Source organism: Mesorhizobium sp. P3_A10 (assembly GCF_056403175.1).
Genome location: NZ_JBFUFZ010000005.1, coordinates 286,781 through 312,161, shown reverse-complemented (window position 1 = coordinate 312,161; position 25,381 = coordinate 286,781). Strand labels below are relative to the sequence as shown.

At 62.6% G+C, this 25,381-nt stretch carries 23 protein-coding genes; 16 read left to right on the top strand and 7 right to left on the bottom strand.

Annotation, left to right across the window (positions count from 1 at the left end; translation table 11 throughout):
- Positions 1–7 precede the first annotated feature (7 nt).
- Positions 8–970: a phosphate/phosphite/phosphonate ABC transporter substrate-binding protein gene (locus AC1DXU_RS20850; RefSeq protein WP_477372017.1), complete on the top strand. Its 963-nt coding sequence runs from the start codon at positions 8–10 to the stop codon at positions 968–970.
- A gap of 93 nt (positions 971–1,063) precedes the next feature.
- On the opposite strand, the gene AC1DXU_RS20845 is transcribed toward AC1DXU_RS20850, so the two are convergent.
- From AC1DXU_RS20845 to AC1DXU_RS20835, 3 genes are all read right to left on the bottom strand, one after another.
- Positions 1,064–1,633 carry a TadE/TadG family type IV pilus assembly protein gene (locus tag AC1DXU_RS20845; RefSeq protein ID WP_477372015.1) on the bottom strand — a complete coding sequence of 190 codons (570 nt, stop codon included), beginning with the start codon at positions 1,631–1,633 and terminating at the stop codon, positions 1,064–1,066.
- Between the two features lie 88 nt (positions 1,634–1,721).
- On the bottom strand, positions 1,722–2,309 hold the full coding sequence (locus tag AC1DXU_RS20840) for a TadE/TadG family type IV pilus assembly protein (RefSeq protein WP_477372013.1): 588 nt from the start codon (positions 2,307–2,309) through the stop codon (positions 1,722–1,724).
- Positions 2,310–2,481: 172 nt separating this feature from the next.
- Entirely contained in the window at positions 2,482–2,904 is a 423-nt protein-coding gene (locus AC1DXU_RS20835) for a pilus assembly protein N-terminal domain-containing protein (protein ID WP_477372011.1), read from the bottom strand.
- 354 nt (positions 2,905–3,258) lie between these two features.
- On the opposite strand from AC1DXU_RS20835, the gene AC1DXU_RS20830 reads away from it, so the two are divergent.
- From AC1DXU_RS20830 to AC1DXU_RS20790, 9 genes are all read left to right on the top strand, one after another.
- A complete protein-coding gene (locus AC1DXU_RS20830) occupies positions 3,259–3,432 on the top strand; it encodes a Flp family type IVb pilin (RefSeq protein ID WP_477241671.1) in 174 nt (57 codons plus the stop codon).
- 151 nt (positions 3,433–3,583) lie between these two features.
- Positions 3,584–4,102, top strand: a complete 519-nt coding sequence (locus AC1DXU_RS20825) for an A24 family peptidase (protein ID WP_477372009.1) — start codon at positions 3,584–3,586, stop codon at positions 4,100–4,102.
- Positions 4,103–4,310: 208 nt separating this feature from the next.
- A complete protein-coding gene (cpaB, locus tag AC1DXU_RS20820) occupies positions 4,311–5,120 on the top strand; it encodes a Flp pilus assembly protein CpaB (RefSeq protein WP_477372007.1) in 810 nt (269 codons plus the stop codon).
- Positions 5,117–6,637 (top strand): type II and III secretion system protein family protein, encoded by a 1,521-nt coding sequence (locus tag AC1DXU_RS20815; protein WP_477372005.1) that lies wholly within the window; start codon positions 5,117–5,119, stop codon positions 6,635–6,637. Before cpaB ends, AC1DXU_RS20815 begins: the two co-directional genes overlap by 4 nt.
- 14 nt (positions 6,638–6,651) lie before the next feature.
- The gene (locus tag AC1DXU_RS20810; RefSeq protein ID WP_477372003.1) at positions 6,652–7,392 is read left to right on the top strand and encodes a CpaD family pilus assembly protein; all 741 of its coding nucleotides are present in this window, start codon (positions 6,652–6,654) and stop codon (positions 7,390–7,392) included.
- A 26-nt stretch (positions 7,393–7,418) separates the two neighbouring features.
- Positions 7,419–8,702 (top strand): CpaE/TadZ family protein, encoded by a 1,284-nt coding sequence (locus AC1DXU_RS20805; RefSeq protein ID WP_477311609.1) that lies wholly within the window; start codon positions 7,419–7,421, stop codon positions 8,700–8,702.
- Between the two features lie 29 nt (positions 8,703–8,731).
- Positions 8,732–10,234, top strand: coding sequence for a CpaF family protein (locus tag AC1DXU_RS20800; protein WP_477311610.1), 1,503 nt, complete (start codon positions 8,732–8,734; stop codon positions 10,232–10,234).
- Between the two features lie 29 nt (positions 10,235–10,263).
- On the top strand, positions 10,264–11,277 hold the full coding sequence (locus AC1DXU_RS20795) for a type II secretion system F family protein (RefSeq protein WP_477311611.1): 1,014 nt from the start codon (positions 10,264–10,266) through the stop codon (positions 11,275–11,277).
- Positions 11,278–11,289: 12 nt separating this feature from the next.
- The gene (locus tag AC1DXU_RS20790) at positions 11,290–12,303 is read left to right on the top strand and encodes a type II secretion system F family protein (protein ID WP_477311612.1); all 1,014 of its coding nucleotides are present in this window, start codon (positions 11,290–11,292) and stop codon (positions 12,301–12,303) included.
- A 124-nt stretch (positions 12,304–12,427) separates the two neighbouring features.
- Here AC1DXU_RS20790 and AC1DXU_RS20785 read toward each other — a convergent pair whose 3' ends face one another.
- Complete coding sequence (locus AC1DXU_RS20785; protein ID WP_477311904.1) at positions 12,428–13,249, bottom strand: tetratricopeptide repeat protein; 822 nt, start codon at positions 13,247–13,249, stop codon at positions 12,428–12,430.
- 129 nt (positions 13,250–13,378) lie between these two features.
- On the opposite strand from AC1DXU_RS20785, the gene AC1DXU_RS20780 reads away from it, so the two are divergent.
- The 5 genes from AC1DXU_RS20780 to pdeM all read left to right on the top strand — a co-directional run bounded on the left by AC1DXU_RS20780 (position 13,379) and on the right by pdeM (position 19,605).
- Positions 13,379–14,743, top strand: a complete 1,365-nt coding sequence (locus AC1DXU_RS20780; RefSeq protein WP_477372001.1) for a leucyl aminopeptidase family protein — start codon at positions 13,379–13,381, stop codon at positions 14,741–14,743.
- A gap of 72 nt (positions 14,744–14,815) precedes the next feature.
- Positions 14,816–15,166 carry a MarR family winged helix-turn-helix transcriptional regulator gene (locus tag AC1DXU_RS20775; RefSeq protein WP_477371999.1) on the top strand — a complete coding sequence of 117 codons (351 nt, stop codon included), beginning with the start codon at positions 14,816–14,818 and terminating at the stop codon, positions 15,164–15,166.
- Between the two features lie 42 nt (positions 15,167–15,208).
- The gene (locus AC1DXU_RS20770) at positions 15,209–16,099 is read left to right on the top strand and encodes a C40 family peptidase (RefSeq protein ID WP_477371997.1); all 891 of its coding nucleotides are present in this window, start codon (positions 15,209–15,211) and stop codon (positions 16,097–16,099) included.
- A 256-nt stretch (positions 16,100–16,355) separates the two neighbouring features.
- On the top strand, positions 16,356–18,875 hold the full coding sequence (locus AC1DXU_RS20765) for a ligase-associated DNA damage response DEXH box helicase (RefSeq protein ID WP_477372261.1): 2,520 nt from the start codon (positions 16,356–16,358) through the stop codon (positions 18,873–18,875).
- 13 nt (positions 18,876–18,888) lie between these two features.
- Complete coding sequence (pdeM, locus tag AC1DXU_RS20760; RefSeq protein ID WP_477371995.1) at positions 18,889–19,605, top strand: ligase-associated DNA damage response endonuclease PdeM; 717 nt, start codon at positions 18,889–18,891, stop codon at positions 19,603–19,605.
- Positions 19,606–19,608: 3 nt separating this feature from the next.
- Here the strand turns inward: pdeM and AC1DXU_RS20755 are convergent, their stop codons facing one another.
- From AC1DXU_RS20755 to AC1DXU_RS20745, 3 genes are read right to left on the bottom strand one after another with little or no spacing between them, the layout of a single operon-like run.
- Positions 19,609–20,544, bottom strand: a complete 936-nt coding sequence (locus AC1DXU_RS20755) for a dimethyl sulfoxide reductase anchor subunit family protein (RefSeq protein WP_477371993.1) — start codon at positions 20,542–20,544, stop codon at positions 19,609–19,611.
- Between the two features lie 5 nt (positions 20,545–20,549).
- The gene (locus AC1DXU_RS20750; protein WP_477371991.1) at positions 20,550–21,284 is read right to left on the bottom strand and encodes a 4Fe-4S dicluster domain-containing protein; all 735 of its coding nucleotides are present in this window, start codon (positions 21,282–21,284) and stop codon (positions 20,550–20,552) included.
- A complete protein-coding gene (locus tag AC1DXU_RS20745) occupies positions 21,281–24,211 on the bottom strand; it encodes a molybdopterin oxidoreductase family protein (RefSeq protein WP_477371989.1) in 2,931 nt (976 codons plus the stop codon). Before AC1DXU_RS20745 ends, AC1DXU_RS20750 begins: the two co-directional genes overlap by 4 nt.
- A 279-nt stretch (positions 24,212–24,490) precedes the next feature.
- Here AC1DXU_RS20745 and AC1DXU_RS20740 point away from each other — a divergent pair, with 279 nt between their 5' ends.
- Positions 24,491–25,381, top strand: coding sequence for a LysR substrate-binding domain-containing protein (locus tag AC1DXU_RS20740; RefSeq protein WP_477372259.1), 891 nt, complete (start codon positions 24,491–24,493; stop codon positions 25,379–25,381).

Sequence of the window (25,381 nt, the reverse complement as noted above, 5' to 3'; positions counted from 1 at the left end):
TGGATCGATGAGACGGGTGGCGGATTTCAGCAGGAAGCCTGCCGGGAAGGCGTTTGCGGCCGTCCTGACGCTGCTCGGCGCCGCCTGGCCGAATGCCGCACGTGCCGACTGGCGCGATGACATCGGCACGTTCCGCATCGGCATCGTCGCCGAACCCGGTGCCGGCAACACCGTTCCGGGTCTGGCGCTGTTGACGGACGCCTATACCAGGGCGCTTGGCATGAAGGTCGAATTCGTCGTTGCCCGTGATTATGCTGCGCTGATCGAGGCACAGGCCAATGCCCGTATCGAATACGCCGTCTATTCGGCGACCGCCTACGCCACCGCCTCGCAGCGCTGCGGCTGCGTCGAACCGCTCGTCGCGCCGGTCGATGCCGACGGCGCCATCGGTATCCGCTCCGTCCTGCTGACGCGGGACGGCAAGGTTGCCGATCTGGCGGCGATGAAGGATCACAGGATCGCCATGGCGCCCGCGGACAGCATTGGCGGTTCCCTTTTGCCGCTTGCCGGGCTGACGGCCGAAGGTGTCGGGATCACCGAAGATGCGCCGTTTCTGACCCATGCCGATTCGGCAGCTGCTGCCGAAGCGATGCTGGTCGACGGCCAGGCCGATGCCTTGTTTGGCTGGGAGACCGCCACGGCGGACAGCCAGCCGACCATACCCGGCAGCCAGCCAGTTGATCCGGATGGCACCATGGCAAGACTGGAGGCGGCGGGGATTTCACAGGCAGCGCTTCAGGTCATATGGACGTCCGGCTTGTTGCGATATGGCCCCCATGCCGTTCGCAGCGACCTTGACCCCGAGGCCAAGCGTCGGCTCACCGTCTTCCTCATCAATCTCAAATCGCTGTCGCCTGATATCTACGATCTCCTGGAAACGAAACATTCCGGAGGGTTCATCGTCGCCGGTCCGCAGGACTATGCGCTGGCCGCAGCCATCGTGCACCTGGTGTCAAACGACGGTCAGTAGGCCATTGACCCCGAGCCGAAGGTCCGCTTCAGGGTGCCTCATTTCGAAAGAGCGCGTCGCGCGTTTGAAGCAAGCCGTGCGATCGAAATTGTTTCAGCAGTCGCTGCAAGGGATCGTCAGGGCTCGGCGGGGGCTGAAATAAAAGGTTTCACTCATCTTTATGTTGTCGAAGGCCGAGGTCAATCCAACCCGTTTTTCGCTGTCTTGCGACCAGGTGACCATCGGCTTGTATGCGAGAGTGGTTTGAACGCGAATAAGGAAGGTTCCAGCGATCTTGACCGTCGACGGAACGGTCGTGGTGCTGTTCTTGGCGGCGTCTACGCTATAGGTGCCATTGACCACTTTCCACGACCACGCCACCTGCACCTTCGGCGTCGGATCGGTGGAGATCTGTATTGCAGTGATAAAGATATCGGGGACTGAGCGATTGTAGGGCCGAAGCGTGGAATTGCCGATCTTCATGATGGCGGTGAGATCTGCCTTGACGACCGACGTCTGCTGCGCAACGAGGTCACCCACCATGGAACTGATGCGGCTGACCTTCTTGCTGGTTTCGAAACCCTGCGAGGCCTCCATGGTCACGAAATACATGACAAACAGAAGTGGCACGATCAGGGCAAACTCGACGGCCGCGACACCGCGGCGATCGGGAAAAAACCGCATCGCTCTCTTCCATATGAGTGAAATCCGCGAATGCGCCCCCGCACGATACATGCTTCTACCCTCTTTTGCTGACGCAGCAGCGCAGTTTTCAGTTGTTGAACGGCTCGTTCTGCCAGGTCACCGATGCGAAATGCAGCGTTTTTCCGCCTTGTATGTTGGCCATCGAACTGGCCATGAAATCTGTCATGACCGGCCATTTGTAAAAAACCCGCAGCATGTTCTTCGATTCCGCCAAGCCTGTCTGGACCTGAAAAGTCGTGTCCGTCGTGCCGGTCAGTACAATGTCCGCGCCTGAAATCTTGAAGCCAGCCTTGGCCGCGTCGTCAAAAGTCGGGAACGCCCGCAGATCCACCAGCAAACCGGGGCAATTCTTGGCAACAATAATCTCCAGTCTGGCGCAGATCATGTCCTTCAGCTTGTTTCCCGCCACGTCGACCTGTCTTAGCTGGCCAGTACGCAGCTGACGGGCGATATCGTCGGTGATGTTGGTCATCACTTCTTGCCCGCCAAATGAGATGCAGCTCTCAAGGATGGCGAAGACGAGAAGCGCAAACGGCAAAGCAAGCATCGCAAATTCGACTGCCGTGCTGCCGCGTCGATCGCCAAGGAAGCGCCGGGGGAAGCGCGTCCGCCCTGCCTTGCCCTTGCCGATTTCGGGTTTTGGGTCCCAGCTCATTCCCGTCCCTGCCAATCCTGATGCGGTATCGGCCGGAACACTAGCGAAAACCCATTGAGGTCCGGTTTGGATGACCGCTAAATTCTGCGAGATGGCGTTAACCGCCCGCTAACCGCAGCGGCATGTTCAGCAAGAGGCGGCGTTGCCGGGAAGAGCAGATGGCCCTGATCGCCTACTGGCCGGCGCTCATCTCGGCTTCGGAGTTTTTCTCGGCGTCACTCTTGAAAGAGCTCTCGCAGTAGGGCGTGCAGGACATTGTTTGTATCTGGGCACGTCTGTAGATACGCACCGATGACGCGGCCTGCCGCACCACGGTGACCTGCTCGTCGATGATCGGGCTGCCGTCCTGGTCGAGAACAACCAGGTTGGTGACGCCGAATCCCTTGCCGGTCAACACGATCGTCGATGCATCCTGTACGGCGGCGTCGGCGATTGCCGGATTGCCGACAACGATCGTGTCGGCGGCGCGCGTCAATTTGACGATCTTCGCCTGGTTCATGGTGACTTCAATGCCGGCTCCAGCCTTGGCGGGCACGATGAAAGCCGGCGCAACGAGAAGCGCGGCAATCAGAAACAACGATCTCGACCCGGTCATTGAGGCGCTCCCACGGCAGCAAACTGTTCAACGGAACATGAACGAGATTGGTGAACCAACGGTTAAGTCGACGACCGGCGCGGCGGCGTCTGCATCGACCTGCTCGCATTTAATAATGCAGACAGCTTTCCGGCAGCCGCGCAGTTGCGCCTTTCGCAACCTTTTTCCTGCGCTCAGACCATCATTCGATATTTAGCTCACGGTTAACCACGCAAGCTGTTGGATACCGGAAAGGAATCGGTAATCCTGTTTCTTAAGCCGATCGAAAGAGCTTCTCCCTAGATTGGCAGCATCCGATCAACCACCACAGAAGTTGACGGAAGTGCTGTAACCACGTGGAGTAGGAGCTCTCTAATGTCTAATCTCATCGCACGTTTTGTGAAGGACGAATCCGGCGCGACCGCCATCGAATACGGTCTGATCGCCGCTCTCATCGCGCTCGCCATCATGGTCGGCGCTGGCTCGCTCGGCAACGCCCTGAACAACAAGTTCACGGCCATCGCTTCGGCGGTGAATAACTCTAACTAACCATATCTGGTCGTTATTTCATAATAAGGGCCGCCTCATTGGCGGCCCTTATTCCGTGTTAAGAACCACTTTGAATTCTTGGCATCATCAATCGTTAATCGAGCCTGCCTAGACTGAGGCCAGGTACAATTTCACCATAGGCGCCGCGCCCATGCTTGAAGCTCTGATTTTCGTTGTCTTTCCGTTTTGCATGCTTTTTGCCGCGATCTCCGACACGCTGTCGATGACGATCGCCAATCGCGTGCCGGTCCTGCTTTTGGCTGTCTTTGCCCTGGTCGCGCCACTGACGGGTATGGACTGGGCAAGCTATGGCTGGCATTTCGCCGCCGGTGGTCTGGTGCTGGCGGTGACATTCGGTCTGTTTGCGCTCGGCGGCATGGGCGGCGGCGACGCCAAGCTGCTGGCGGCCACTGCCGTTTGGATGGGACTCAACATCCACCTTGTCGAATACCTCGTCTTTTCGACCTTCATAGGCGGCCTGCTGACGCTCGCCATCCTCGTCTATCGGAAATCGCCGCTGGCGACCTATACCAGCCACAATGCGTTCCTGCGCCACTTCGCCGACGACGCTGGCGGCGTCCCTTATGGCATCGCGCTCGGCATAGGCGGGCTGATTGCCTATCCCGATTCGCCATTGATGGTGTGGGCGCTGGCAAGGTTGGCCGCGTAGTTTTCCCGACCGGGTCCGGCTTGAAATATTGGCTTGGAGAGGGGCGGCTTGGCCGCCCTTCGCGTCTGCGGGAACCGGTTCCGTCTAATTTATGTAAACCTTAAATTAATCACGATCGTAAGCACTGCATTAACCTTGTTTTGACGATTGCGGCTGCAAAGTCCGGCCTGGCCAGGTGGTTTGCCAAAAAAGGCGAGGGTTCGGACAGATGCCAGCATCCCGACTGATCATTCTGAGCGTGGCGGTGGCCGCGGCAGGTGGCGCAGGATATGTTGCGAAGAAAATGGTGGTGGCTCCGCCGCCTCAGGTCGTTGTCGGTGCCCCGCAGGCACCGGCGATCGCGTTGCAGGATGTGCTCGTCCTTTCCGGCGACGTTGCCATGGGCAGCCAGCTTGAGAACAACATCGACTGGGAGTCCTGGCCGGCCAACGGCATCAATGCAAACTTCATCACCCGCGCTGCCGAGCCCGAGGCGCTGGAGAAGCTGAAAAGCTCCGTCGCCCGCGTGGCGATGTACACTGGCGAACCGCTGCGGCGCTCCAAGCTGATCGGCGAGGGGCAAAGCTTCATGTCGTCGATCCTGCCCAGCGGCATGCGTGCCGTCGCTACGGCGATCTCGGCCGACACTTCGGCAGGCGGCTTCATTCTCCCCAACGATTTTGTCGACGTCATTATGACCCGCAGGTCCGATGTCAGCGGCGGCAGTGGGTTTACGACCGAGACCATCCTCAAGAACATCCGCGTCCTGGCGATCGATCAGACCATCCAGGAGGACGAGGAAGGCAAGAAGACCAGGGTCGGCCAGACCGCCACGCTGGAGCTGACGCCGCAGCAGGCGGAGATCATCACCGTCGCCCAGCAGATGGCGGATCGCCTGACCTTGGCGCTGCGGTCGATCACGGACAACCAGGAAAAGATCTCGGATGAGGCCGACTACCTCGTTTCCGGCAATGGACGGCGCGGAACGGTGCGGTTGATCAAGTCGGGCGAAGTTTCCGAAGTGGGGGCAAGGAAATGAGGCTAAACAGTAAACTGCCGGTCATGATGGCAGCGGCAATCGGCCTGTTTCTCATCGGAACCAATGCGCATGGCCTCGTCGAGGCGAAGGCCGCCGGCAAGAATGCCCAGGTATCGGCGTCGACCGCCACCCAGCGCGTCAAGCTTGGCCTCAACAAGTCGGTGGTCATCGACCTGCCGAGTGATGCCTATGACATCCTGGTTGCCAACCCGGCGGTCGCCGATGCGGTGACCCGCACAGCAAGGCGCATCTATCTGTTCGGCAAGTCCGTTGGCGAGACCAACATCTTCGTCTTTGGCCCCAATGGCGAACAGATCGTCAGCCTGGATCTGGCCGTCGAACGCGACGTCGCCGGCCTGGAAGACTACCTCAGGCGTTTCCTTCCGACGGCGCAGATCAAGGTCGAGTTGCTGAACGACAACGTCGTTCTGACCGGAACCGTCGACACGCCGCTGGACGCCAAGCGCGCCGTCGATCTCGCGACCATCTTCGTATCCGGCGGCGAGGCGACCACCGGACAGTATTCACAGACGGCAGCCGGCGGCTCGGCCAATGGCGGCGTCGACATCAACAATCCGGATTCCGAGCGGCGTGTCAGCAAGATCGTCAACCTGCTGCAGATCATCGGCGATGATCAGGTGACGCTGAAAGTCACGGTCGCCGAAGTCAGCCGCTCGGTCATGAAGCAGCTCGGCGTCAATCTGATCGGCAACGGCAGCATCAACGGCATCAGCGCCGGCGCGATAAGTTCGCCGCCTTTCGGGCTGGGCAAACCGATTTCGCAGCTTTCCAACATGGCGTTGGGCAGTGCCGGCGGCAACGGGCTTCAAGCCTACATCAATGCAATGGAACAAAGCGGCGTCATGAAGACGCTGGCGGAACCGACACTTACGGCGGTCTCGGGCGAGAAGGCAACCTTCAAGGCAGGCGGCCAGTACAACCTCATCACCCAACGTACAGGCACGGGACCTGTCACATATACGAACACGAAAATCGAATATGGCATTGGCCTCGAGTTTCAGCCCGTGGTGTTGTCGGCTGGCCGCATCAGTCTCAAGGTCAGGACGTCGGTCTCGGAGCCGACCACCGAAGGCGCCTCCACGCTTGAAGCCAGCGGGGGCTTGCCCGGAACCAGCCTGCTTTCGATCCGCAAGAGACTTGCCGACACGACGGTCGAGTTACCCTCCGGCGGTTCGATGATGATTGCCGGATTGGTCCGTGACGACGTTCGTCAGGCTGTATCGGGACTACCGGGCCTCGGCAAGATACCGGTGCTTGGCACACTCTTCCGCAGCAAGGATTTCATACGCAACGAAAGCGAACTCGTCGTCATCATCACGCCCTATCTGGCGCGACCGGTGGCCCGCAACGATCTGGCCAAGCCGGACGATAATTTCAATGCGCCGAGTGATGGCGCCGGCATGTTCCTCGGCCGCGTCAATCGCGTCTACGGCACCATGCAGACCGACAAGCCCAACGGCCGTTATCACGGCGTTGTCGGCTTCATCTACAAGTAAGCGGGGAAGCGGACATGTCTCAGTCAGCATCAAAGGCAATGACGATCGCCGCCACGGTACGATCCAGCCGCGAGCGCATCTGCCGGTCGGCCATTCCGATCCTGGCGATCGCGGTCGCGGCGTCGCTGGCCGGTTGCGCCAATCTCAGACGCGACAGCATCACGGTTGGTGCAATTCCGGACGACTATCGCACCACGCACCCGATCGTCATCGCGGAGAGGAACGAGAAGATCGACCTTCCGGTCGGCGCCGGCGATCGCGGCATGACCGGCTTCCAGCGCGACACGCTTCTGGGTTTCCTGGACGGCTACGACAAGAGCGCCGCCCCATCGCTGACGATCGCAGTTCCGGTTGGCTCTGCCAATGAGATCGCGGCGACGGCGGCTGGACGCGACTTCGCTAGGCTGGCGGTCGCCAGCGGCATCAACCGCAACCGGATCGTCATGACCACTTATCAGTCCGCTTCCGTCGAAGCCTCGGCCCCGGTCCGTGTCGCCTATATCTCGACGAAAGCCCAGACCGACAAATGCGGGCGCTGGCCCGAGGACATGCTGAAGTCGTCGGAAAACAAGCACTATGCCGATTACGGCTGCTCGTATCAGAACAACCTTGCCGCCCAGATGGCCAATCCGGCCGATCTGCTTGGGCCGCGCAAGCAGGCGCCCATCGACGCTGAGAGGCGTGGGATCGTCATCGACGGATATCGAAAGGCCCCATTCTTCTCGCCGGTCCCCACAACAGAAGTCGACTATTGATCGATCGCAGTCTGGAGCACGCGGACATGAGCAACCTGGCCTACGAGACCCCATCCGACAGCGGCGACACGTCGCAACAGGACATCGCCGCGATGCAGGCGCTGCGGCCGATCCCGCGCATCTCGATCCAGGCATTTTGTGAGACCGAGGGTGTCGCCAATCCCATCGAACGCGCCGGCGAGGATCGCCGCATGGCGAAGGCGCATCTAAAGGTCCATATGGGCGGCGTCGCCACTGCGGTCGAGTTCTACCACTCCGCGCCGACGCCGAACCTGATCCTTCTGGAATCGCGCAGCGAGCCCAAACAATTGCTGGAGCAGCTCGCCCAGCTCTCCGAATATTGCGATCCGACATCGAAGGTTGTGGTGATCGGCCACTATAATGATATCGGCCTTTATCGCGAACTTATCCGCTCCGGCATTTCCGAATATGTCATCGCACCGGTGTCGATGGCCGACATCGTCAGCGTGGTCTCATCGATCTTCGTCGATCCGGAAGCCGAGCCGATCGGCCGCTCGATCGCCTTCGTCGGCGCCAAGGGCGGCGTCGGCTCGTCGACCATTGCCCATAATGTGGCCTGGGCGATGTCGTCGCTGTTCAAGTCCGAAGTGGTCGTCGCCGATCTCGACCTGGCTTTCGGCACGGCCAACATCAATTTCGATCAGGATCCGGCACAAGGCATCGCCGAGGCGGTGTTCTCGCCCGAACGCGTCGATGAAGTCTATCTTGACCGGCTGCTCGCGCAGTGCTCCGAACATCTGTCGCTGCTTGCAGCACCCTCCACGCTGGAACGGGTCTACGATTTTGATCCCGACGCCTTCGCCCAGCTCATCGACGTAGCCCAGCGCAGTGTGCCGCTGCTGGTGCTCGATGTCCCTCACGTCTGGACCGGCTGGACCAAGAACACCCTGATCAAGGCCGACGAGATCGTCATCACGGCAACCCCGGAGCTGGCCAATCTGCGTAACACCAAGAACATGGTCGACATGCTGAAACGGCTTCGCCCGAACGACGCGCCGCCCAAGCTGATCATCAACCAGGCAGGCGTGCCGAAGCGGCCCGAGATTGCATCGGCCGATTTCGCCGAACCGCTTGGCATCTCGCCGATGTCGGTCATCGCTTTTGATCCACTGCTGTTCGGCAACGCGGCCAACAACGGGCGCATGCTGGGCGAGATGGACGCCAAGAGTCCGGTCGTCGGCATGATCAACGAAATCGCGCATGTGCTGACCGGGCGCAGCGAAATCAAGGCGAAGAAGAAAGCCGGCCTCGGTAGTCTCCTCGGCAAACTCTCGCGCAACAAGAAGTGACGCTCCTTAAGCGGAATTGGTAGTCGATCATGTTTGGTAAAAGAGGCTCTGACGACGGCAACCGGTTCGCCCCGGAGTTCCGCCAGCCAGCACCGGCACCTGCCCCTGCAGCACCGGCGGCTGCAACTGCGGAAACGGCGGTTCTGGCCCGGCCTGCGGCAACGCCCCAGGCTGCCGCGCCGCCGGCGCGCCGCGCGGTCGAGGCGCCGCCGCTGGCGCCGGAGCCGAAAAGGGTCCAGCGCGAAAAAAGCGAAACCTACTACGACACCAAGAGCCAGGTTTTTTCCGCGCTCATCGACACCATCGATCTGTCGCAGCTTGCCAAGCTCGACCCTGAGAGCGCGCGCGAGGAAATCCGCGACATCGTCAACGACATCATTGCGATCAAGAATTTCGCGATGTCGATCGCCGAGCAGGAAGAACTGCTCGAGGACATCTGCAACGACGTGCTTGGCTATGGGCCGTTGGAGCCATTGCTTGCCCGCGACGACATCGCCGACATCATGGTCAACGGCTCCAAGAACGTCTACATCGAAGTCAACGGCAAGGTCGAACAGACCGGCATCCGCTTCCGCGACAATCAGCAACTTCTCAACATCTGTCAGCGCATCGTCAGCCAGGTTGGCCGCCGCGTCGATGAATCGAGTCCGATCTGCGATGCGCGCCTTCCCGATGGTTCCCGCGTCAACGTCATCGCGCCGCCGCTCTCCATCGACGGCACCGCGCTCACCATCCGCAAGTTCAAGAAGGACAAGCTGACGCTCGACCAGCTGGTCAAGTTCGGCGCCATCTCGCCGGCAGGCGCCGAGATTCTCAAGATCATCGGCCGTGTCCGCTGCAACATCGTCATCTCGGGCGGTACCGGCTCGGGCAAAACGACGCTGCTCAACTGCCTGACCAACTATATCGACCGCGAGGAACGCGTCATCACCTGCGAAGACTCGGCCGAGTTGCAATTGCAGCAGCCGCATGTCGTTCGTCTCGAAACCCGCCCGCCCAACCTCGAGGGCGAGGGCGAGGTGACCATGCGCGACCTGGTCAAGAACTGTCTGCGCATGCGGCCCGAGCGCATCATCGTCGGCGAAGTGCGCGGACCGGAAGTCTTCGACCTTCTGCAGGCGATGAACACCGGTCACGACGGCTCGATGGGAACGATCCACTCGAACAGCCCGCGCGAATGCCTGAACCGTATCGAATCGATGATCGCCATGGGCGGCTTCTCGCTGCCGCAAAAGACCGTGCGCGAGATCGTCGTCGGTTCCATCGACGTCATCATCCAGGCAGCACGCCTTCGCGACGGGTCGCGCCGCATCACCCACATCACCGAGGTGATCGGCATGGAAGGCGACGTCATCATCACGCAGGATATCGTGCTCTATAACATCAAGGGCGAAGACGCGAATGGCAGGCTGCTGGGCGAGCATGTATCGACCGGCATCGGCCGCCCACATTTCTGGGATCGCGCGCGCTACTATGGCGAGGAACAGCGCCTCGCCGCTGCGCTCGAGTCCATGGAGAAGCGCGCTGACTGATGCAACTGGAGGCGTGGGGGCTCTGATCAATGTTCGGAATTGACGGCACCGTACTGGCATTCATCGTGCTCGCCGGCTTCAGCGCCGGCGCGGTCGCCTATGCTTTCCTGTTCACCCGCATCAGCAATGAGAAGCAGGTCGGCAAGCGGCTTGAGACGATCAAGACCGCCGAGACCGATCGTTCCGTCGTCAAGGCTTCGCGCGATCGTGCCGCCGAAGCGGTCAAGCGGAAGAAAACCGTTCAGGATTCGCTGAAGAATCTCGACCAAAAGCAGAAATCCAAGGACCGTATCGTCAAGAAACCGCCGCTGAAGGCCCAGATCCGTCAGGCCGGCATGCAGGTTTCCATGGAGCGCTTTTACATCTACTCCGCTGTCTGCGGCATCGTGCTCACGGCTCTTGCCTATTACGCCGGTGCGCCGATGCTGACCTTGCCAGGTGCGTTGCTGGCCGGAGCGCTCGGCCTGCCGCGCTGGTTCGTTTCGTTTCGCCGCGCGCGCCGGGTCAAGGCTTTTCTCAACGAATTTCCGAACGCCCTCGACATCATCGTGCGTGCGGTCAAATCCGGCCTGCCGCTGAACGACGCCGTTCGCCTGATCGCCAACGAATCTCCCGAGCCGGTCAGGACCGAGTTCCGTCGTATCGTCGATTCCCAGCAAATGGGCCTGTCGATCCCCGATGCCACCTTGCGCATGGCCGAAACGATGCCGTGCACCGAGGCAAGTTTCTTCGGCATCGTCATCCAGATCCAGTCTCAGGCCGGCGGCAATCTCTCCGAGGCGCTGGGCAATCTTTCGCGCGTGCTGCGCGACCGCAAGAAGATGAAGGCCAAGGTTCAGGCGTTGTCGATGGAAGCAAAGGCCTCCGCCGTCATCATCGGCGCGCTGCCCTTCGTCGTCGCGCTTCTCGTCTACCTGTCGAGCCCGAACTACATCATGCCACTGTTTACCACCAGCACCGGCAATCTGATCCTCGGCTGCGCCGGAGTCTGGATGTCGATTGGCATCCTGGTGATGCGCAAGATGATGAACTTCGAAGTCTAGGATTTCGCGCCAATGACCGACCAAGTCGTCAAATCCCTTACCGACCCCGCCTTCCTGATCGCCCTGCTGGTCGGCATCGCGGTGTTTGCGACCGTCTTCACGCTGCTGCCCGCCCTTAGCGGCAATCAGCTCAAGGCGCGCATGAAATCGGTGGCGCTCGAGCGCGATGAATTGCGTGCAAAACAACGCGCGCGGCTTGCCAACGAAGCCGATCGCCGCCGCAAGGGTTTGCGCGAGGAGCAATCGATCGGCATGCGCAACATCGTCGACCGGCTGGATCTGAGGCGCGCCCTGGCTGACGAGGGGACGCTGCAGAAGCTCAAGGTGGCGGGCTTTCGCGGACAGAACCCGCTGACGCGCTTCCTTTTCTTCCGCCTGATCCTGCCCTTTGTCGGCTTCGGTCTGGCTGCCGTCTACCTGTTCGTGCTTGGCGGGCTGCCGGATCGGCCGGCTTTCGTGAAAGTGTTCGTCTGCATTCTCGTCGCCTATGGCGGCTTCTATGCGCCGATCCTTTACGTCAACAATCGCGCTGCCAAGCGCAAGCAGTCGATCCAGATGGCGTGGCCGGACGCGCTCGACCTGATGCTGATCTGCGTTGAATCAGGCATGTCGGTGGAGGCGGCGCTTCACAAGGTTGCCGACGAGATCGGCGCCCAGTCGGTGGCGCTGGCGGAAGAATTCATCCTCACCAACGCCGAGCTCTCCTATCTGCAGGAACGCAAGCAGGCCTACGAAAACCTGGCAAACCGCGCCGGTCTGGAATCGGTGAAGTCGGTGACCCAGGCGCTGGTCCAGGCCGAGCGCTACGGCACGCCGGTGGCGCACGCGCTGCGCGTGCTTGCCGCCGAAAGCCGCGACATGCGCATGAACGCGGCCGAGAAGAAGGCCGCGGCCCTGCCGCCGAAGCTGACCGTGCCGATGATCCTGTTCTTCCTGCCGGTGCTTTTCGCCATCATTCTGGGACCCGCCGGCATGCAGGTAAGCCAGCGTGGCATCTTCGGCGACCAGCACAAGTCCAGCGAGTAGGTGTCATCGAAATCTACGAAGCAATGAAATCAACATAAAGCCGCGCTGCTGGATGCCGCGCGGCTTTTTGCATTTCAGCGTTGATTGTCGGCGCGGTTGGCCGGCTGCTGCGAACGTCGTCCGCTCAGTTGGTCGCCGGTTTTGTCTTGTCCTGGTCTTTCAGCTGGCTCCAGGCATTCTGCTGGGCGAGCATCTGGCGAAGGTAGGCGACGTTGGCTTGCGCCTGATCGGGCGACAGCTCCTGCGAAGCGATCTTCTCGGCCTCGTCGAAGCGGCCCTGCAGGCCAACGACCAGCGCCAGGTTCTGGCGCACGCGGCTGTCGGCGTTCGGCTGCTGGGCGGCCGAGCGCATATAGGTCTCGGCCGTGCGAAGGTCGCCCTCCAGCACGTAGGACATGCCGAGATTGGAAAGGATCGAGGGTTCGTTCGGCTTGAGGTCGAGCGCCTTGCGGTAATCCTGGCGCGCTTCGTCTTTCTGGCCGAGCTGGTCGAGAATGGCGGCTTCCGCCGACACCAGCCGCCAGTCCGGATATTCCGGCGTCTGCGCGCGGCGCACGGCGTCGAGCGCCTGCTCGAACTGGCCGTTGGCGGCGAGCGCCTTGCCATAGGCGGCAAGCACGCTGCGATCTTTCGGCAGCGCGATCGCCAGCTTGCGCATCACGGCGAGTGACTGGTCGGCGTCGCCGTCCATCTGCAATGCCGCCGCATAATTTGTCGCTATGCGCTTGTCGTCGGGGTTTCGGGCATATGATTCGCCGAGCGCGGTCGTGGCGGTGTGCAGTTCGCCCGCCGACATGGTTTCCAGCGGCTTGCCGCTGGTGCGCCCGATGGAGCCGGTCGTGAACTTGCTGGTGCCGCACCCGGCGATGCCGGCCGCAAGTGCCATCATGAATGCCGTGGTGATCAGCCGTTTTCCCGTGGCGTTCGTTGTGCGGTTGATCGGCATGGGCACCTGGGTCTCCATTCATATGCGTGGCCATTGCCTGACCATCTTCCCTCCCGCAGAAATATTCTGTTAACCCTAACGGACGGTTAAGAAACGCCGACTCGAAAAGCCGCGCGCGGAGAACATCGAATGCCTGTCGAACTCGTCGAAACGAAACCGAAGGCCGCATTGCCGATCCATCTGGTCGCCCAGGGCGGCCTGGATGCGGCGGGCCTAGCGCCGTCCGCGATCGCCTGGGCCGGCGCCAACGGCTTTTCCGGCGAGGCCGGCAGGACGCTTGTCATGCCTGGTGAAAACGGCGCTGTTGCTGGTGCACTGTTCGGTGTCGGCGATGACGAGGGCGCGCTTGCCGTCGGCGCGCTGGCACGAGCCCTGCCGGAAGGCGACTGGTATTTTGCCGCCGCCCCGGCTGAGCCGGAACTTACCGCCATCGCGCTGGTGCTCGGCGGCTATGTCTTTACCCGCTACGGCAAGAAGCCAGGCAAGGCGCTGCGCTTCGCGCTGCCCTCCGGTGTCGATGCGGCGCGTGTTCGCCGCACCGCCGAGGGTGTTTTCCTGACCCGCGATCTGGTCAACACGCCAACCAGCGACATGGGGCCGGACGAGCTGGAGAAGGCGGTGCGAAGCCTGGCCGCGACGCACAAGGCCGAGATATCGGTAATCAAGGGCGACGAATTGCTCAAGCAGAATTTTCCGATGATTCACGCGGTTGGCCGCGCCTCGGTCGGCGCCCCGCGCCTGATCGACATGACGTGGGGGCCGAACAACGCACCAAAGCTGACATTGGTCGGCAAGGGCGTCTGCTTCGACACTGGCGGCCTCGACATCAAGCCGTCGTCGGGCATGCTGTTGATGAAGAAGGATATGGGCGGCGCCGCCAATGTCCTTGGCCTCGCTTCCATGATCATGGCTGCCGGGCTGAAGGTCCGGCTGCGCGTGCTCATCCCCGCGGTCGAGAATTCGATTGCCGGCAACGCCTTCCGGCCCGGCGACGTGCTGACCAGCCGCAAGGGCATCACCGTCGAGATCGGCAACACGGACGCTGAAGGGAGACTGGTGCTGGCGGATGCCTTGGCGCTGGCCGACGACGATGAGCCGCAGCTGCTCATCGACATGGCGACGCTGACCGGGGCAGCCCGTGTCGCGCTCGGACCCGACCTGCCGCCCTTCTACACCGATGACGAGAAGCTGGCGTCGGACCTGGCGGCGGCTTCAATTGCGGTCGAGGATCCCCTGTGGCGCATGCCGCTGTGGCGGCCCTATGACGCAAAACTGTCGTCGAAGATCGCCGACATCAACAATGTCACCACGGACGGTTTTGCCGGCTCGATCACGGCGGCACTTTTCCTTAAGCGTTTCGTCGAACGGACCACGGCTTGGGCGCATTTCGATATCTTCGCCTGGAACCTGTCCGATCGCCCGTATGGTCCGGCAGGCGGCGAGGCGCAAGCCATACGCGCGCTGGAGCGGATTGTCTCGAAACGCTTTGGCTAACCTTGCGCGCAGAGGAGCAAAGTTACCTATGACTGAAACGGAACCGAAACAATTTGCCGTCATGCTGGGCGGATGTCGATTTCCATGCGTCCGAGCCAGGCTTTGCGACTGTGGCAGCAGGTGATGCTGTCGCAGGTGCGCGACGACGCGCCCGACCTCACCATGCGCCAGACGGCCATCCTGTTCACCATCTATCTCGACCCGCCGCCGCACACGGTACGCGGGCTCGCCGCCCGGCTCAACGTCACCAAGCCGGTCATCACCCGAGCGCTCGATACGATGGGCGCGCTGAAGCTGGTGTCGCGCCACCGCGACGAACTCGACAAGCGCAACGTGCTGGTCAAGCGCACGGTCGAAGGCGCGCTCTTTGTCGAGCGCTTCGGCGATGGTATCATAGCCCGAGCCCACGAACTGCCCATCTAAAGCATGATCCCGAAAAGTGGGAACCGGTTTTCGGAAAAGATCATGCTCAAACAATCTGACAGAGTTGCCGATTTGACCGCCAGGGATGCCCGCCTTCACGCCTTCCGTTGCGATCTCGCCGATGCCAGGCTGAAAGGCGAGGTCGTCGCCGACCGTTTTGTCGCCGGCCGGCCGGTGCGCATTGCCGCCTCAGTGGCCGATGTCCGCAAGGCGCCGCGCCCCGATGCCGGCGTCAACACGCAACTTCTGTTAGGCGACGACGTCCTCGTTTTCGATGTCGCCGAGGGCTGGGCCTGGATCCAGGCCGAGCGCGACGGCTATGTCGGCTATGTCGCCGACACCATACTCGGCGGGCGCGACCATGCCCCGACCCACATCGTCTCGGTACCGCGTACCTTCCTCTATCCCGGTCCTGACCTCAGGTTTCCGCTGAGCGACCAACTATCGATGGGATCGACAGTGACGGTGACGGGTACCGCCGAAACGCGCGGCACGCACTATGCCGTCCTGCCCTCCGGCGAGGCGTTGATCGCAGGTCATCTGCGGCCAGTCGGCGAAGCTGCCGCCGACTACGTCGCCATTGCCGAGATGTTTCTCGGTACGCCCTATCTATGGGGCGGCACCTCCGGCTTCGGCATCGACTGTTCCGGTCTCGTCCAGTTGGCGATGCGCATGGCCGGCAAGAACGTGCTGCGCGATTCCGACATGCAGGCAGCAAACCTCGGCGAGCCGCTTGATCCCGGCGCGGATTTTGCCGGGCTGCGGCGCGGCGACCTGGTCTTCTGGAAGGGCCATGTCGCAGTCATGACCGATCCTGAAACAATGATCCACGCCAATGGCCACACCATGCTGGTGTCGCGCGAGGGGCTGAAAGAGGCGATCGCCCGCATCGGCTATCTCTATGGTGCCCCGACCGGGTTTCGCAGGCCGTAGCGCCTCTTCCTTCGCCCTGTTTACGGGGAGGTGAGGAGTGGTTCGCGCAGCGGGCTAGAAGCCAATTGCTTGGCTTTTCGAACGACGAACGCCCGAAGGGCGGATGAGGGGCGGCGCTAACGATTCAAAAGTTCGCGCTGCCCCTCACCTGCCTGCCGGCATCCTCTCCCCCGTAAACGGGGCGAGGGGTGCTCTCCGATCACCTTTTGTTCCGATTCTGCTTGGCGATTGCACGCCGTCGCGCTACCTCTTGCGGGTGACAGAGCAGCCGCGCCTTGCCGAACAGAATGCCGCCGTGGCCCTGCCCGAGCCGTTCATCAGATGGTTCGGGGAAAAGGGCTGGTCGCCGCGCGCCCATCAGGTCGAATTGCTGGCAAGGGCGCAAGCTGGCCAATCGGTGCTGCTGATCGCGCCGACCGGCGCCGGCAAGACGCTGGCCGGGTTCATGCCCTCGCTGACCGAGCTCGCCAATCGTCCCAGGCGAAAGCCGGGGCAGGCGCATCGCGGCATCCACACGCTCTACATCTCGCCGCTGAAGGCACTGGCCGTCGACATTGAGCGCAATCTCGGCAAGCCGGTCGAGGAAATCGGCCTGCCGGTCACCATCGAGACGCGCACCGGCGACACGCCTTCGCACAAGCGCCAGCGGCAGAAACTGGTGCCGCCCGACATCCTGCTGACCACGCCCGAGCAACTGGCGCTGCTGATTGCGGCACCCGATGCCAGGCGCTTCTTCGAAGACCTGCGCTACGTCGTGCTGGATGAGTTGCATTCGCTGGTGATCTCGAAGCGCGGGCATCTGCTGGCGCTCGGGCTGGCGCGGCTGCGCAGCATTGTTCCCGGCCTGCAGACCATCGGATTGTCGGCGACGGTGGCCGAACCGGATCAATTGCGGCGCTGGCTCGTCGGCCAGAACCCTGCGGGCGCCATGGCCGGGCTGATCACCGTCACCGGCGGCGCCAAGCCCGACATCTCAATCCTCGATTCGCAGGAGCGCGTGCCGTGGTCCGGCCATTCGGCCCGCTACGCCATTCCCGAAATCTATGAGGCGATCAAGCGCCATCGCACGACGCTTTTGTTCGTCAACACCCGCAGCCAGGCCGAGCTGCTGTTCCAGGAGCTGTGGCGGTCCAACGAGGATTCGCTGCCGATCGCCTTGCATCATGGTTCGCTTGATGTCGGCCAGCGCCGGCGCGTCGAAAAGGCGATGGGCGACAACGCGCTGCGTGCCATCGTCGCCACTTCGACGCTCGATCTCGGCATCGACTGGGGTGATGTCGATCTCGTCGTGCATGTCGGCGCGCCCAAGGGCGCCAGCCGGCTGGCGCAGCGCATCGGCCGCGCCAACCACCGCATGGATGAGCCGTCCAAGGCGATCCTGATCCCGGCCAACCGCTTCGAGGTGCTGGAGTGCCGGGCAGCACTCGATGCCAATTATCTCGGCGCGCAGGACACGCCGCCGCTGATCAATGGCGCGCTCGACGTGCTGTCGCAGCACGTGCTGGGCGTCGCCTGCGGCGCGCCCGTCAATGCCGATCTTTTGTTCGAAGAGGTGCGCAGTGCTGCGCCCTATGCCGGGTTGGAGCGCGAGACGTTCGACCGTGTCGTCGATTTTGTCGCCACCGGCGGCTACGCGCTGAAGAACTACGAGCGCTACGCCCGCATTCGCCAGACCAAGGATGGCTTGTGGCGCGTCTCCAATCCGCGCATCGCCCAGCAATACCGGCTGAACGTCGGCACCATCGTCGAGATGCCGGAGCTCAACGTGCGCTATGTCAGGCAGGGGCGGGGTATGGCCGGGCGCGGTGGGCCGGTGCTCGGCAAGATCGAGGAGTATTTTGCCGAGACGCTTCGGCCCGGCGACAATTTCCTGTTCGCCGGCAAGGTGCTGCACTTCGAAGGCATCCGCGAGAACGAATGCGTCGTCTCCAACGGCTCCGGCGCCAACATCATCGTGCCGTCCTATGCCGGCGGCAAGTTTCCGCTGTCGACTTATCTGGCCGACCAGGTGCGCGGCATGCTGGCCGACAGCGACCGTTGGCAGGCTTTGCCCGAACAGGTTGCAGACTGGCTGCGCCTGCAGAAGGAAAAGTCGGTGCTGCCCAAACGCGGCGACCTGCTGGTCGAGACCTTCCCGCGCGGCAACCGGCACTACATGGTCGCCTATCCCTTCGAAGGCCGGCTGGCGCACCAGACGCTCGGCATGCTTCTGACACGGCGGCTGGAGCGGGCCAACGCAAGGCCGCTCGGCTTCGTCGCCACCGACTATTCGCTGGCCGTCTGGGCGCTGGACGACATGGCTGCACTGTTCAAGGCGAAGAAGCCCTCGCTGGCGGCTCTGTTTGACGAGGACATGCTGGGCGACGATCTCGAAGCCTGGCTGAACGACAGCTGGATGCTGAAACGCACCTTCCGCAATTGCGCGGTCATTGCCGGTTTGATCGAGAAACGCTTTCCCGGCCAGGAGAAGAGTGGTCGGCAGGTGACGGTGTCGGCCGACCTGATCTACGATGTGCTGCGCAGCCACGAGCCGGACCACATATTGCTGCAGGCGACGCGCACCGACGCCTCGTCCGGATTGCTCGATGTCAGCAGACTTGCCGAGATGCTCTCGCGTGTGCGTGGTCGAATCATGCATAAGCATCTCGACCAGATTTCGCCGCTGGCGGTGCCGATCATGCTGGAGATCGGCAAGGAATCGGTGAATGGCGGCGCCAATGAATCGCTGTTGATGGAAGCCGCCGATCTGGTCGAGGAGGCCATGGGCCAAAGATGAGTTTGGTTTCGAGATGAATTTTTCGCTGGCACGCGCATCGCTGATCGCCGAGGCCGAGATGGTCGGCATCGCCGGCGAGCGCGCGGTCTGCGATCCGCGTGGCGTGCTCTATTTCCCGGACCTCAGGCTGCTGGCGGTGTCCGACCTGCATCTGGAAAAGGGTTCTTCGCTGGCCCGCCGCGGCACGCTGATCCCGCCTTACGACACCGGCGCGACCTTGCTGCGGCTGCAGGCGGTGATATCAGACTATCAGCCCACCATCGTCATCAGCCTGGGCGACTCCTTCCACGATGGCGGTGGCGCCGAGCGCATGCATTCGAGCTTTCGCGAGCGGCTGGAAGCGCTGATGGCAGGCCGCGACTGGTTCTGGGTCGCTGGCAATCATGATCCGGATGCGCCCGCCGACCTGCCCGGCGAAACCGTGCGCGAACTGGCCATCGGGTCGCTGCTGTTTCGACACGAGCCTTCAGCGGTGAGGGTGGAGGGCGAAGTCGCCGGACACCTGCATCCATGCGCCCGCATCGTCCAGCGCGGCCGCTCGGTGCGGCGGCGCTGCTTTGCCGGCGATGGCGGCCGCATGATCATGCCGGCCTTCGGTGCCTATACGGGCTCGCTCAACGTGCTCGACCGCGCCTATGCCGGGCTGTTCCGGCTGGAGACGCTGATGGCCTACATGCTCGGCGCCGAGCGCATTTTTGCCATCTCCCGCTCGATGCTCAGGCCGGGCTGAACCCTACCGACCGTAGTAGAGGGTCACGGTGTGCTTCGCCTCGGCGAAGAAAAGCCAGCGCTCGACCAGCATGCCGGCGAATTGCACCATTGTGGCGAGCACCGAAACCACCGCCGCGAACGGCCACGGCATGGCGAAAGCGGCAACCAGCAGCAAGACGGGCAAGGCGAAGGCCAGAACCTGCGTGACCTGGCGCAGCCGCGCACTGTGCTTGCGTGCGACGCGAAAGCCCATTTCCTTGAGCAGATAATTTTCCTCGGTATGCGGCCATTCCAGCGACCGCACCGTACCGCCGGCCAAGCCAGTCGCGGTGTTGGCGTTGGTCGGGATTTCAAGCACGTCGTTGTGGCGCCAGGTCGCCAGCTTCCAGCCCCAACCGAGCAGGATCAGCAGTAGCGCAAACGCCAGAAGCGTGTTCGAGCCCAAGCCAAACCCTTGCAACAGCGCGTTCAAGAGCACGCAGCCGGTCATCGCCGAAAAAATGAGATAGCCGGGCAAGGTATAGCGGCTGTGCCACTGCGCGATCGGCTTCAGCGAGGCATAGATCATGCCGGTGGTGCAGACGGTGACAGCCGCGCCGGCAGCCGACAGCAACCCGGCGACAGCCACCCAGCCGTCGGTGCGGCCGAAAAACACCCATCCGAAGGCAAACAGCCCCGCCGGGACGAAGGTGGCGACCGAGGCAACGCCTTCGCGCGACAGCCATGAGCTGCGCCATTGCGAGAAGGCGCGCCAGGCACGCTCCGGTCTGCCGAGATGACCGGCCGAGGACAACAGGCCGGCGACGATCAAGCCAAGCGCCAGCCCCATGCCGACCAGCCCGAGCCAGAAATCCGCGGGGATAAACCCTTGTCCGCCCAGCACGCCAAGCAGCGCGAGCAAGCCGTAGCCGGCGCCCGTGGCGGTGGTGAAAAAGACGACTGAAAAGGCTGGATGCATGGATGTCAGTTCGAAAGCATGCGGTCGACCCAGCCAAGAAAACCGCCTTCTGCCCGCACCGTTTCAAGCGCCGGGGCAGGAACCGATGCGGCACGCGTGCTGTGGGCACGCGGCGGCAGGTACTTATTGGTCGGCTTGTACCCCATCTCGGGCATCAGGTCGACGCCGCCACGCTCCGTCACCAGCAGCGAGACCGCCGACAGGGGATCGCCGAGATCGCCGAAATGCCGCGCGCTGGTCGGGCAGGCGGCGACGCAAGCCGGCACGCGGTCTTCCTCGGCCAGATTGTCATTATAGATGCGGTCGACGCACAGCGTGCATTTCTTCATCACGCCGACATCGGTGTCGAATTCGCGCGCGCCATAGGGGCAGGCCCAACTGCACAATTTGCAGCCGATGCATTTGTCCTCGTCGATCAGCACGATGCCGTCAGAGGCTCGCTTGTAGGAGGCGCCGGTCGGGCAGACGGTGACGCAGGCCGGCGTCTCGCAATGCAGGCAGGAGCGTGGAAAATTGACCGTGCGCCCGCCCATCTCTGTTGTGTGCTCGTAGCTATGCACGCGGTTGAACCAGACGCCGTCGACATTGCCGCCATAGGGGTCGATGTCGGTCAGCGGCGCCATATGGCCGCCGGTGTTCCATTCCTTGCAGGCGGTGACGCAGGCCTGGCAACCGACGCAGGTGTCGAGATCGATGACGAGACCGAGCTTCTTGTCGGTATGAGCGGGAAGGCAGGTCATTCGGCGGCCTCTCTTGCCCGGCGGAATTCGGCCCCGAAGCTGAGCTTGTCGGGCGAAGCCTCGAAATACGGCGGCTGCTGAAAACGCTCGAATTGCGGCTCGGTGAAGCCGGCTTCCTCAGAGGCGCATTTGACGATGCGTACGCGCAGATCGAACCATGCCGCCTGGCCGGTCACCGGATCGGAATTCGAATAGCGCTTGCCGCTGGCGTCGGCAGAAGTCTGGTCGCCGATGATGTGATTGAGCAGGAAGCCGCGATTGCTCTCGGCGGCATCATCCTTCAGCCCCCAACTGCCGCGGCGCTTGCCGATGGCGTTCCAGGTCCAGACGGTGTCGGCGTTGACGCCGTCGACCAGCTTGATCTGTCCCTTGACCTTGCCGTTGATGCTCTCGACCCACACCCAGTCGTCGTCGGCCAGCCCGAGGCCGGCGGCTGTCTGCAGGTGCACGAACAGCCGGTTCTGGCTGGTGATCTGCCGCAGCCAGGCGTTCTGCGAGCCCCAGGAGTGATATATGTGCATCGGCCGCTGGGTGAGGGCGTGCAGGGGATACTTCTTGAGGTCGACGGCTGCCTCTTCGAACGGCGCGTACCAGAACGGCAGCGGGTCCATATAGGTCTCGATACGCCCACGCTCCGCCTCCGGCGGCTGCACCCTTCCATGGCCACGCGCGGCAAGGCGAAAGCGCTGCAGCGGCTCGGAATAAAGTTGAAAAACGATCGGCTCGGCCTTCGGGATGAAGCCCATGCTCTCGGCGAAGTCGAGATAGGAGCGATTGGCCATCTTGTAGTAGCGCTGGTCGTCGGCAAAGTCGTGGTGCCAGAAGCCGCCATTGTCGATGTAGCGCTGCAGCTGGTCGGGATTGACCTCCCCTCTGCCGATCGCGGTCCCGTCCTTGCCGCGCCAGCCGGCAAGCGGGCCGATGCCGGGCGTGCGCTCATGATTGACGATGTAATCGGCATAGTCGCGGTACCTGGCCGTGCCGCCATTATCGACGAAACCGGGCAGGCCGAGCCGCGCGCCGAGTTCGATCAGCACCGTCTGGAACGGCCTGACGTCGCGGTCCGGTTCGACGACAGGATGGCGGATGGCGTCGCCCGGCCCGTCGGCATGGCTGATTGGCCGGTCGAGCAGGCTGATGCAGTCATGCCGTTCGAGATAGGTGGTGTCGGGAAGCACCAGATCGGCGAACGGCACGGTCTCGGAATAATAGGCGTCGGAATAGATGATGAAGGGGATCTTGTAGTTGCCGTCTTCATCGCTGTCGGTCAGCATCGCCATGGTCTCGACGGTGTTCATCGACGAGTTCCAGGCCATGTTCGACATGTACATGAACAGCGTGTCGATCCTGTAGGGGTCGCCGGCCCAGGCGTTGCGGATCACCGTATGCATCAGCCCATGCGCGGCGAGCGGCGCATCCCAGGAATAGGCCTTGTCGATGCGCACGGGCACGCCGGCCTCATCGACCAGCAGGTCGTCCGGCCCGCAGACGAAGCCGAGCGGCATGCCTTCGAGCGGCGTCATTGGCCTGACGTCCTTGCCCGCTGGCTTCGGCCCCGGTGGCGCCGCCCGCGGATAGGGCGGCTTGAAGCGGAAGCCGCCGGGAACATCCACCGTGCCGAGCAGCACCTGCAGCAGATGGATGGCGCGGCATGTGTGAAAACCATTCGAATGGGCCGAGATGCCGCGCATCGCGTGCATCGACACCGGCCGCCCCTTGATCGTTTCGTGCCGGCGCCCGGCCCAGTCGGTCCACGCTATCGGCAGCTCGATCGTCTGTTCAAAGGCGACATGCGCCAATTCGGCAGCGATGCGGCGGATCGTGTCGGCCGGGATGCCGCAGCGTGCGGCGACCGCATCCGGCGCGTAGCTTTCCTCGAGATAGCGGTCGGCGATAAGCTGGAAGACCGGCACGCAGCGGCGGCCGTCGATGGTGAAGCTGCCGGTCAGCGCCGGTTTCGCCTCGGCATCGGTGGCGTTGACAGGCGTCTTCGCCACCCTGTCCCAGGCAAGCGGATTGCCATTGCCGTCGCGCACGAACAGCCCGTCATCGGCAGCCCCAGGCTCCTGCATGACGAGCACATGGGCGTTGGTGTAGCGCAGCAAATAATCGAGATCGACGCGGCCGGCCTTCAGCAATTCATGGATGAGGGCGAACACGAACAGGCCGTCGGTGCCAGGGCGGATGCCGATCCAGTCATCGGCAATCGCATTGTAGCCGGTGCGGCACGGGTTGATCGACACCACCTTGGCGCCGCGCGCCTTGAGCTTGCCCAGGCCGATCTTGATCGGATTGGAATCATGGTCCTCGGCGACGCCGAACAGCATGAAGTATTTTGTGTTGTCCCAATCGGGCTCGCCGAACTCCCAAAACGAGCCGCCGATCGTGTAGAGGCCGCCGGCGGCCATGTTGACCGAGCAGAAGCCGCCATGGGCGGCGAAGTTGGGCGTGCCGAACTGGCTCGCCCACCAGCCGGTCAGCGATTGCGACTGGTCGCGCCCGGTGAAGAAGGCGAGTTTTTTCGGATCGGTCCGGCGGATATTCGAAAGCCGCTCTGTCGCGATGGAAAGCGCCTCTTCCCATTCGATTTCGCGAAACTCGCCCGAGCCGCGTGGACCCGTGCGCAACAGCGGCTTCTTCAGCCGCGCCGGGCTGTAGTGCTGCATGATGCCGGCGCTGCCCTTGCCGCACAGCACGCCGCGATTGACCGGATGGTCCTTGTTGCCGTTGATGTAGCGAACCTTGCCGTCCTTGAGGTGGACGTCGATGCCGCAGCGGCAGGCGCACATATAGCAGGTGGTCTTGGCGATGCTGTCGGAGATGCTGGGCGAGGTCTCGACGCCGTCGCCCTCGTCGGGCGCGCGCGTGTCGGCAAGCGGCCGTTGCGACGGTGCGGAATTGGCGCCGCGCGGCGCTCCATGGTTCATGATCTAGGCGCGCTTTTGCGGTCCGCGTTCTTGGCTCTCGTCTTGGGTCCGGGGCCGCGCATATAGTGCTGCTCGGGGTGATAGCGTTCGCCGGCGACGCGCCGCCGCAGGCTGCGCGTCCAATGCGCGAACAAAGACTTGAACCGCCCCATCAATTTCTAACCCTCGCGACTCGGCCGCGATTTTTTTCCAATTTCACGCAAAAACGTAGAACAAAGCAATCGATCTGTCTAACAAGTTGCTCTTGTAATCCCGATCGAATTTGCTTCTTAATTGAGGATGACCCTCGACCAGTTGCGCATCTTCGTCGCCGTCGCCGAGCGCGGCCATATGACCAAGGCAGCCGAGCTGCTGGGCATCTCCCAGTCGGCGGCGTCGGCCGCCATCCGCTCACTTGAACAGCAGCACGGCGTCCAGCTGTTCAACAGGGTCGGCCGCAACATCGAGCTGGCGCAGACCGGGCTCAGGTTCCTGCCCGAGGCCAAGGCTGTTCTTGAGCGGGCGGCTGCCGCCAACAACGTGCTGGAGCATGTCTCGCAGACGATATCGGGCAGTCTGTCGATCGCCGCCAGCCAGACCATCGCCAGCTATTGGCTGCCGCGCCGCCTGGCCTCCTTCCACGAGGCCTATCCGGCCGTCAGGCTGAGCGTCACCATCGGCAACACCAGGCAGGTCGAGACCAATGTTCTCGACGGCACGGCGGATTTCGGCCTGGTCGAAGGGCGCACCGAATCCGACATTCTTCGACGCGCCAAGGTCGATGTCGATCGCATGGTTCTGGTCGTGGGGCGTTCGCATGCCGAGATCGCCGAATTGTCGCCCGGCCATCCCGACATCAGGGGACTGCGTTGGATCATCCGCGAAGCCGGCTCGGGAACGCGCGAGGTGCTGGAGGATATTGCCGGCCGCGAGGGGATTTCCTTCGCCGAACTGCAGATATTCCTGGTGTTGCCGAGCAATGAGGCGATACGCCAGGCGGTCGAAGCCGGCGCTGGCGCCACCATCATTTCGGAACTCGTCGTCGCGCGTGAGGTCGCCGAGGGCAGTTTGCGCGCGGTGCCGATCGACCTGCCGAAGCGCGATTTCGCCATGATCACCCACCGCGATCGACAGGCGAGCCTCGCCCAGATGGCGCTCAAGGCGCATCTGGGCACGAAGGTGCCGGAATAG

Excerpts from the sequence above, each read along its gene's own strand:
- AC1DXU_RS20850 (WP_477372017.1), top strand. The coding sequence starts at position 8 with ATGAGACGGGTGGCGGATTTCAGCAGGAAGCCTGCCGGGAAGGCGTTT.
- AC1DXU_RS20845 (WP_477372015.1), bottom strand. The coding sequence starts at position 1,633 with ATGCGGTTTTTTCCCGATCGCCGCGGTGTCGCGGCCGTCGAGTTTGCC.
- AC1DXU_RS20840 (WP_477372013.1), bottom strand. The coding sequence starts at position 2,309 with ATGAGCTGGGACCCAAAACCCGAAATCGGCAAGGGCAAGGCAGGGCGG.
- AC1DXU_RS20835 (WP_477372011.1), bottom strand. The coding sequence starts at position 2,904 with ATGACCGGGTCGAGATCGTTGTTTCTGATTGCCGCGCTTCTCGTTGCG.
- AC1DXU_RS20830 (WP_477241671.1), top strand. The coding sequence starts at position 3,259 with ATGTCTAATCTCATCGCACGTTTTGTGAAGGACGAATCCGGCGCGACC.
- AC1DXU_RS20825 (WP_477372009.1), top strand. The coding sequence starts at position 3,584 with ATGCTTGAAGCTCTGATTTTCGTTGTCTTTCCGTTTTGCATGCTTTTT.
- cpaB (WP_477372007.1), top strand. The coding sequence starts at position 4,311 with ATGCCAGCATCCCGACTGATCATTCTGAGCGTGGCGGTGGCCGCGGCA.
- AC1DXU_RS20815 (WP_477372005.1), top strand. The coding sequence starts at position 5,117 with ATGAGGCTAAACAGTAAACTGCCGGTCATGATGGCAGCGGCAATCGGC.
- AC1DXU_RS20810 (WP_477372003.1), top strand. The coding sequence starts at position 6,652 with ATGTCTCAGTCAGCATCAAAGGCAATGACGATCGCCGCCACGGTACGA.
- AC1DXU_RS20805 (WP_477311609.1), top strand. The coding sequence starts at position 7,419 with ATGAGCAACCTGGCCTACGAGACCCCATCCGACAGCGGCGACACGTCG.
- AC1DXU_RS20800 (WP_477311610.1), top strand. The coding sequence starts at position 8,732 with ATGTTTGGTAAAAGAGGCTCTGACGACGGCAACCGGTTCGCCCCGGAG.
- AC1DXU_RS20795 (WP_477311611.1), top strand. The coding sequence starts at position 10,264 with ATGTTCGGAATTGACGGCACCGTACTGGCATTCATCGTGCTCGCCGGC.
- AC1DXU_RS20790 (WP_477311612.1), top strand. The coding sequence starts at position 11,290 with ATGACCGACCAAGTCGTCAAATCCCTTACCGACCCCGCCTTCCTGATC.
- AC1DXU_RS20785 (WP_477311904.1), bottom strand. The coding sequence starts at position 13,249 with ATGCCGATCAACCGCACAACGAACGCCACGGGAAAACGGCTGATCACC.
- AC1DXU_RS20780 (WP_477372001.1), top strand. The coding sequence starts at position 13,379 with ATGCCTGTCGAACTCGTCGAAACGAAACCGAAGGCCGCATTGCCGATC.
- AC1DXU_RS20775 (WP_477371999.1), top strand. The coding sequence starts at position 14,816 with ATGTCGATTTCCATGCGTCCGAGCCAGGCTTTGCGACTGTGGCAGCAG.
- AC1DXU_RS20770 (WP_477371997.1), top strand. The coding sequence starts at position 15,209 with ATGCTCAAACAATCTGACAGAGTTGCCGATTTGACCGCCAGGGATGCC.
- pdeM (WP_477371995.1), top strand. The coding sequence starts at position 18,889 with ATGAATTTTTCGCTGGCACGCGCATCGCTGATCGCCGAGGCCGAGATG.
- AC1DXU_RS20755 (WP_477371993.1), bottom strand. The coding sequence starts at position 20,544 with ATGCATCCAGCCTTTTCAGTCGTCTTTTTCACCACCGCCACGGGCGCC.
- AC1DXU_RS20750 (WP_477371991.1), bottom strand. The coding sequence starts at position 21,284 with ATGACCTGCCTTCCCGCTCATACCGACAAGAAGCTCGGTCTCGTCATC.
- AC1DXU_RS20745 (WP_477371989.1), bottom strand. The coding sequence starts at position 24,211 with ATGAACCATGGAGCGCCGCGCGGCGCCAATTCCGCACCGTCGCAACGG.
- AC1DXU_RS20740 (WP_477372259.1), top strand. The coding sequence starts at position 24,491 with ATGACCCTCGACCAGTTGCGCATCTTCGTCGCCGTCGCCGAGCGCGGC.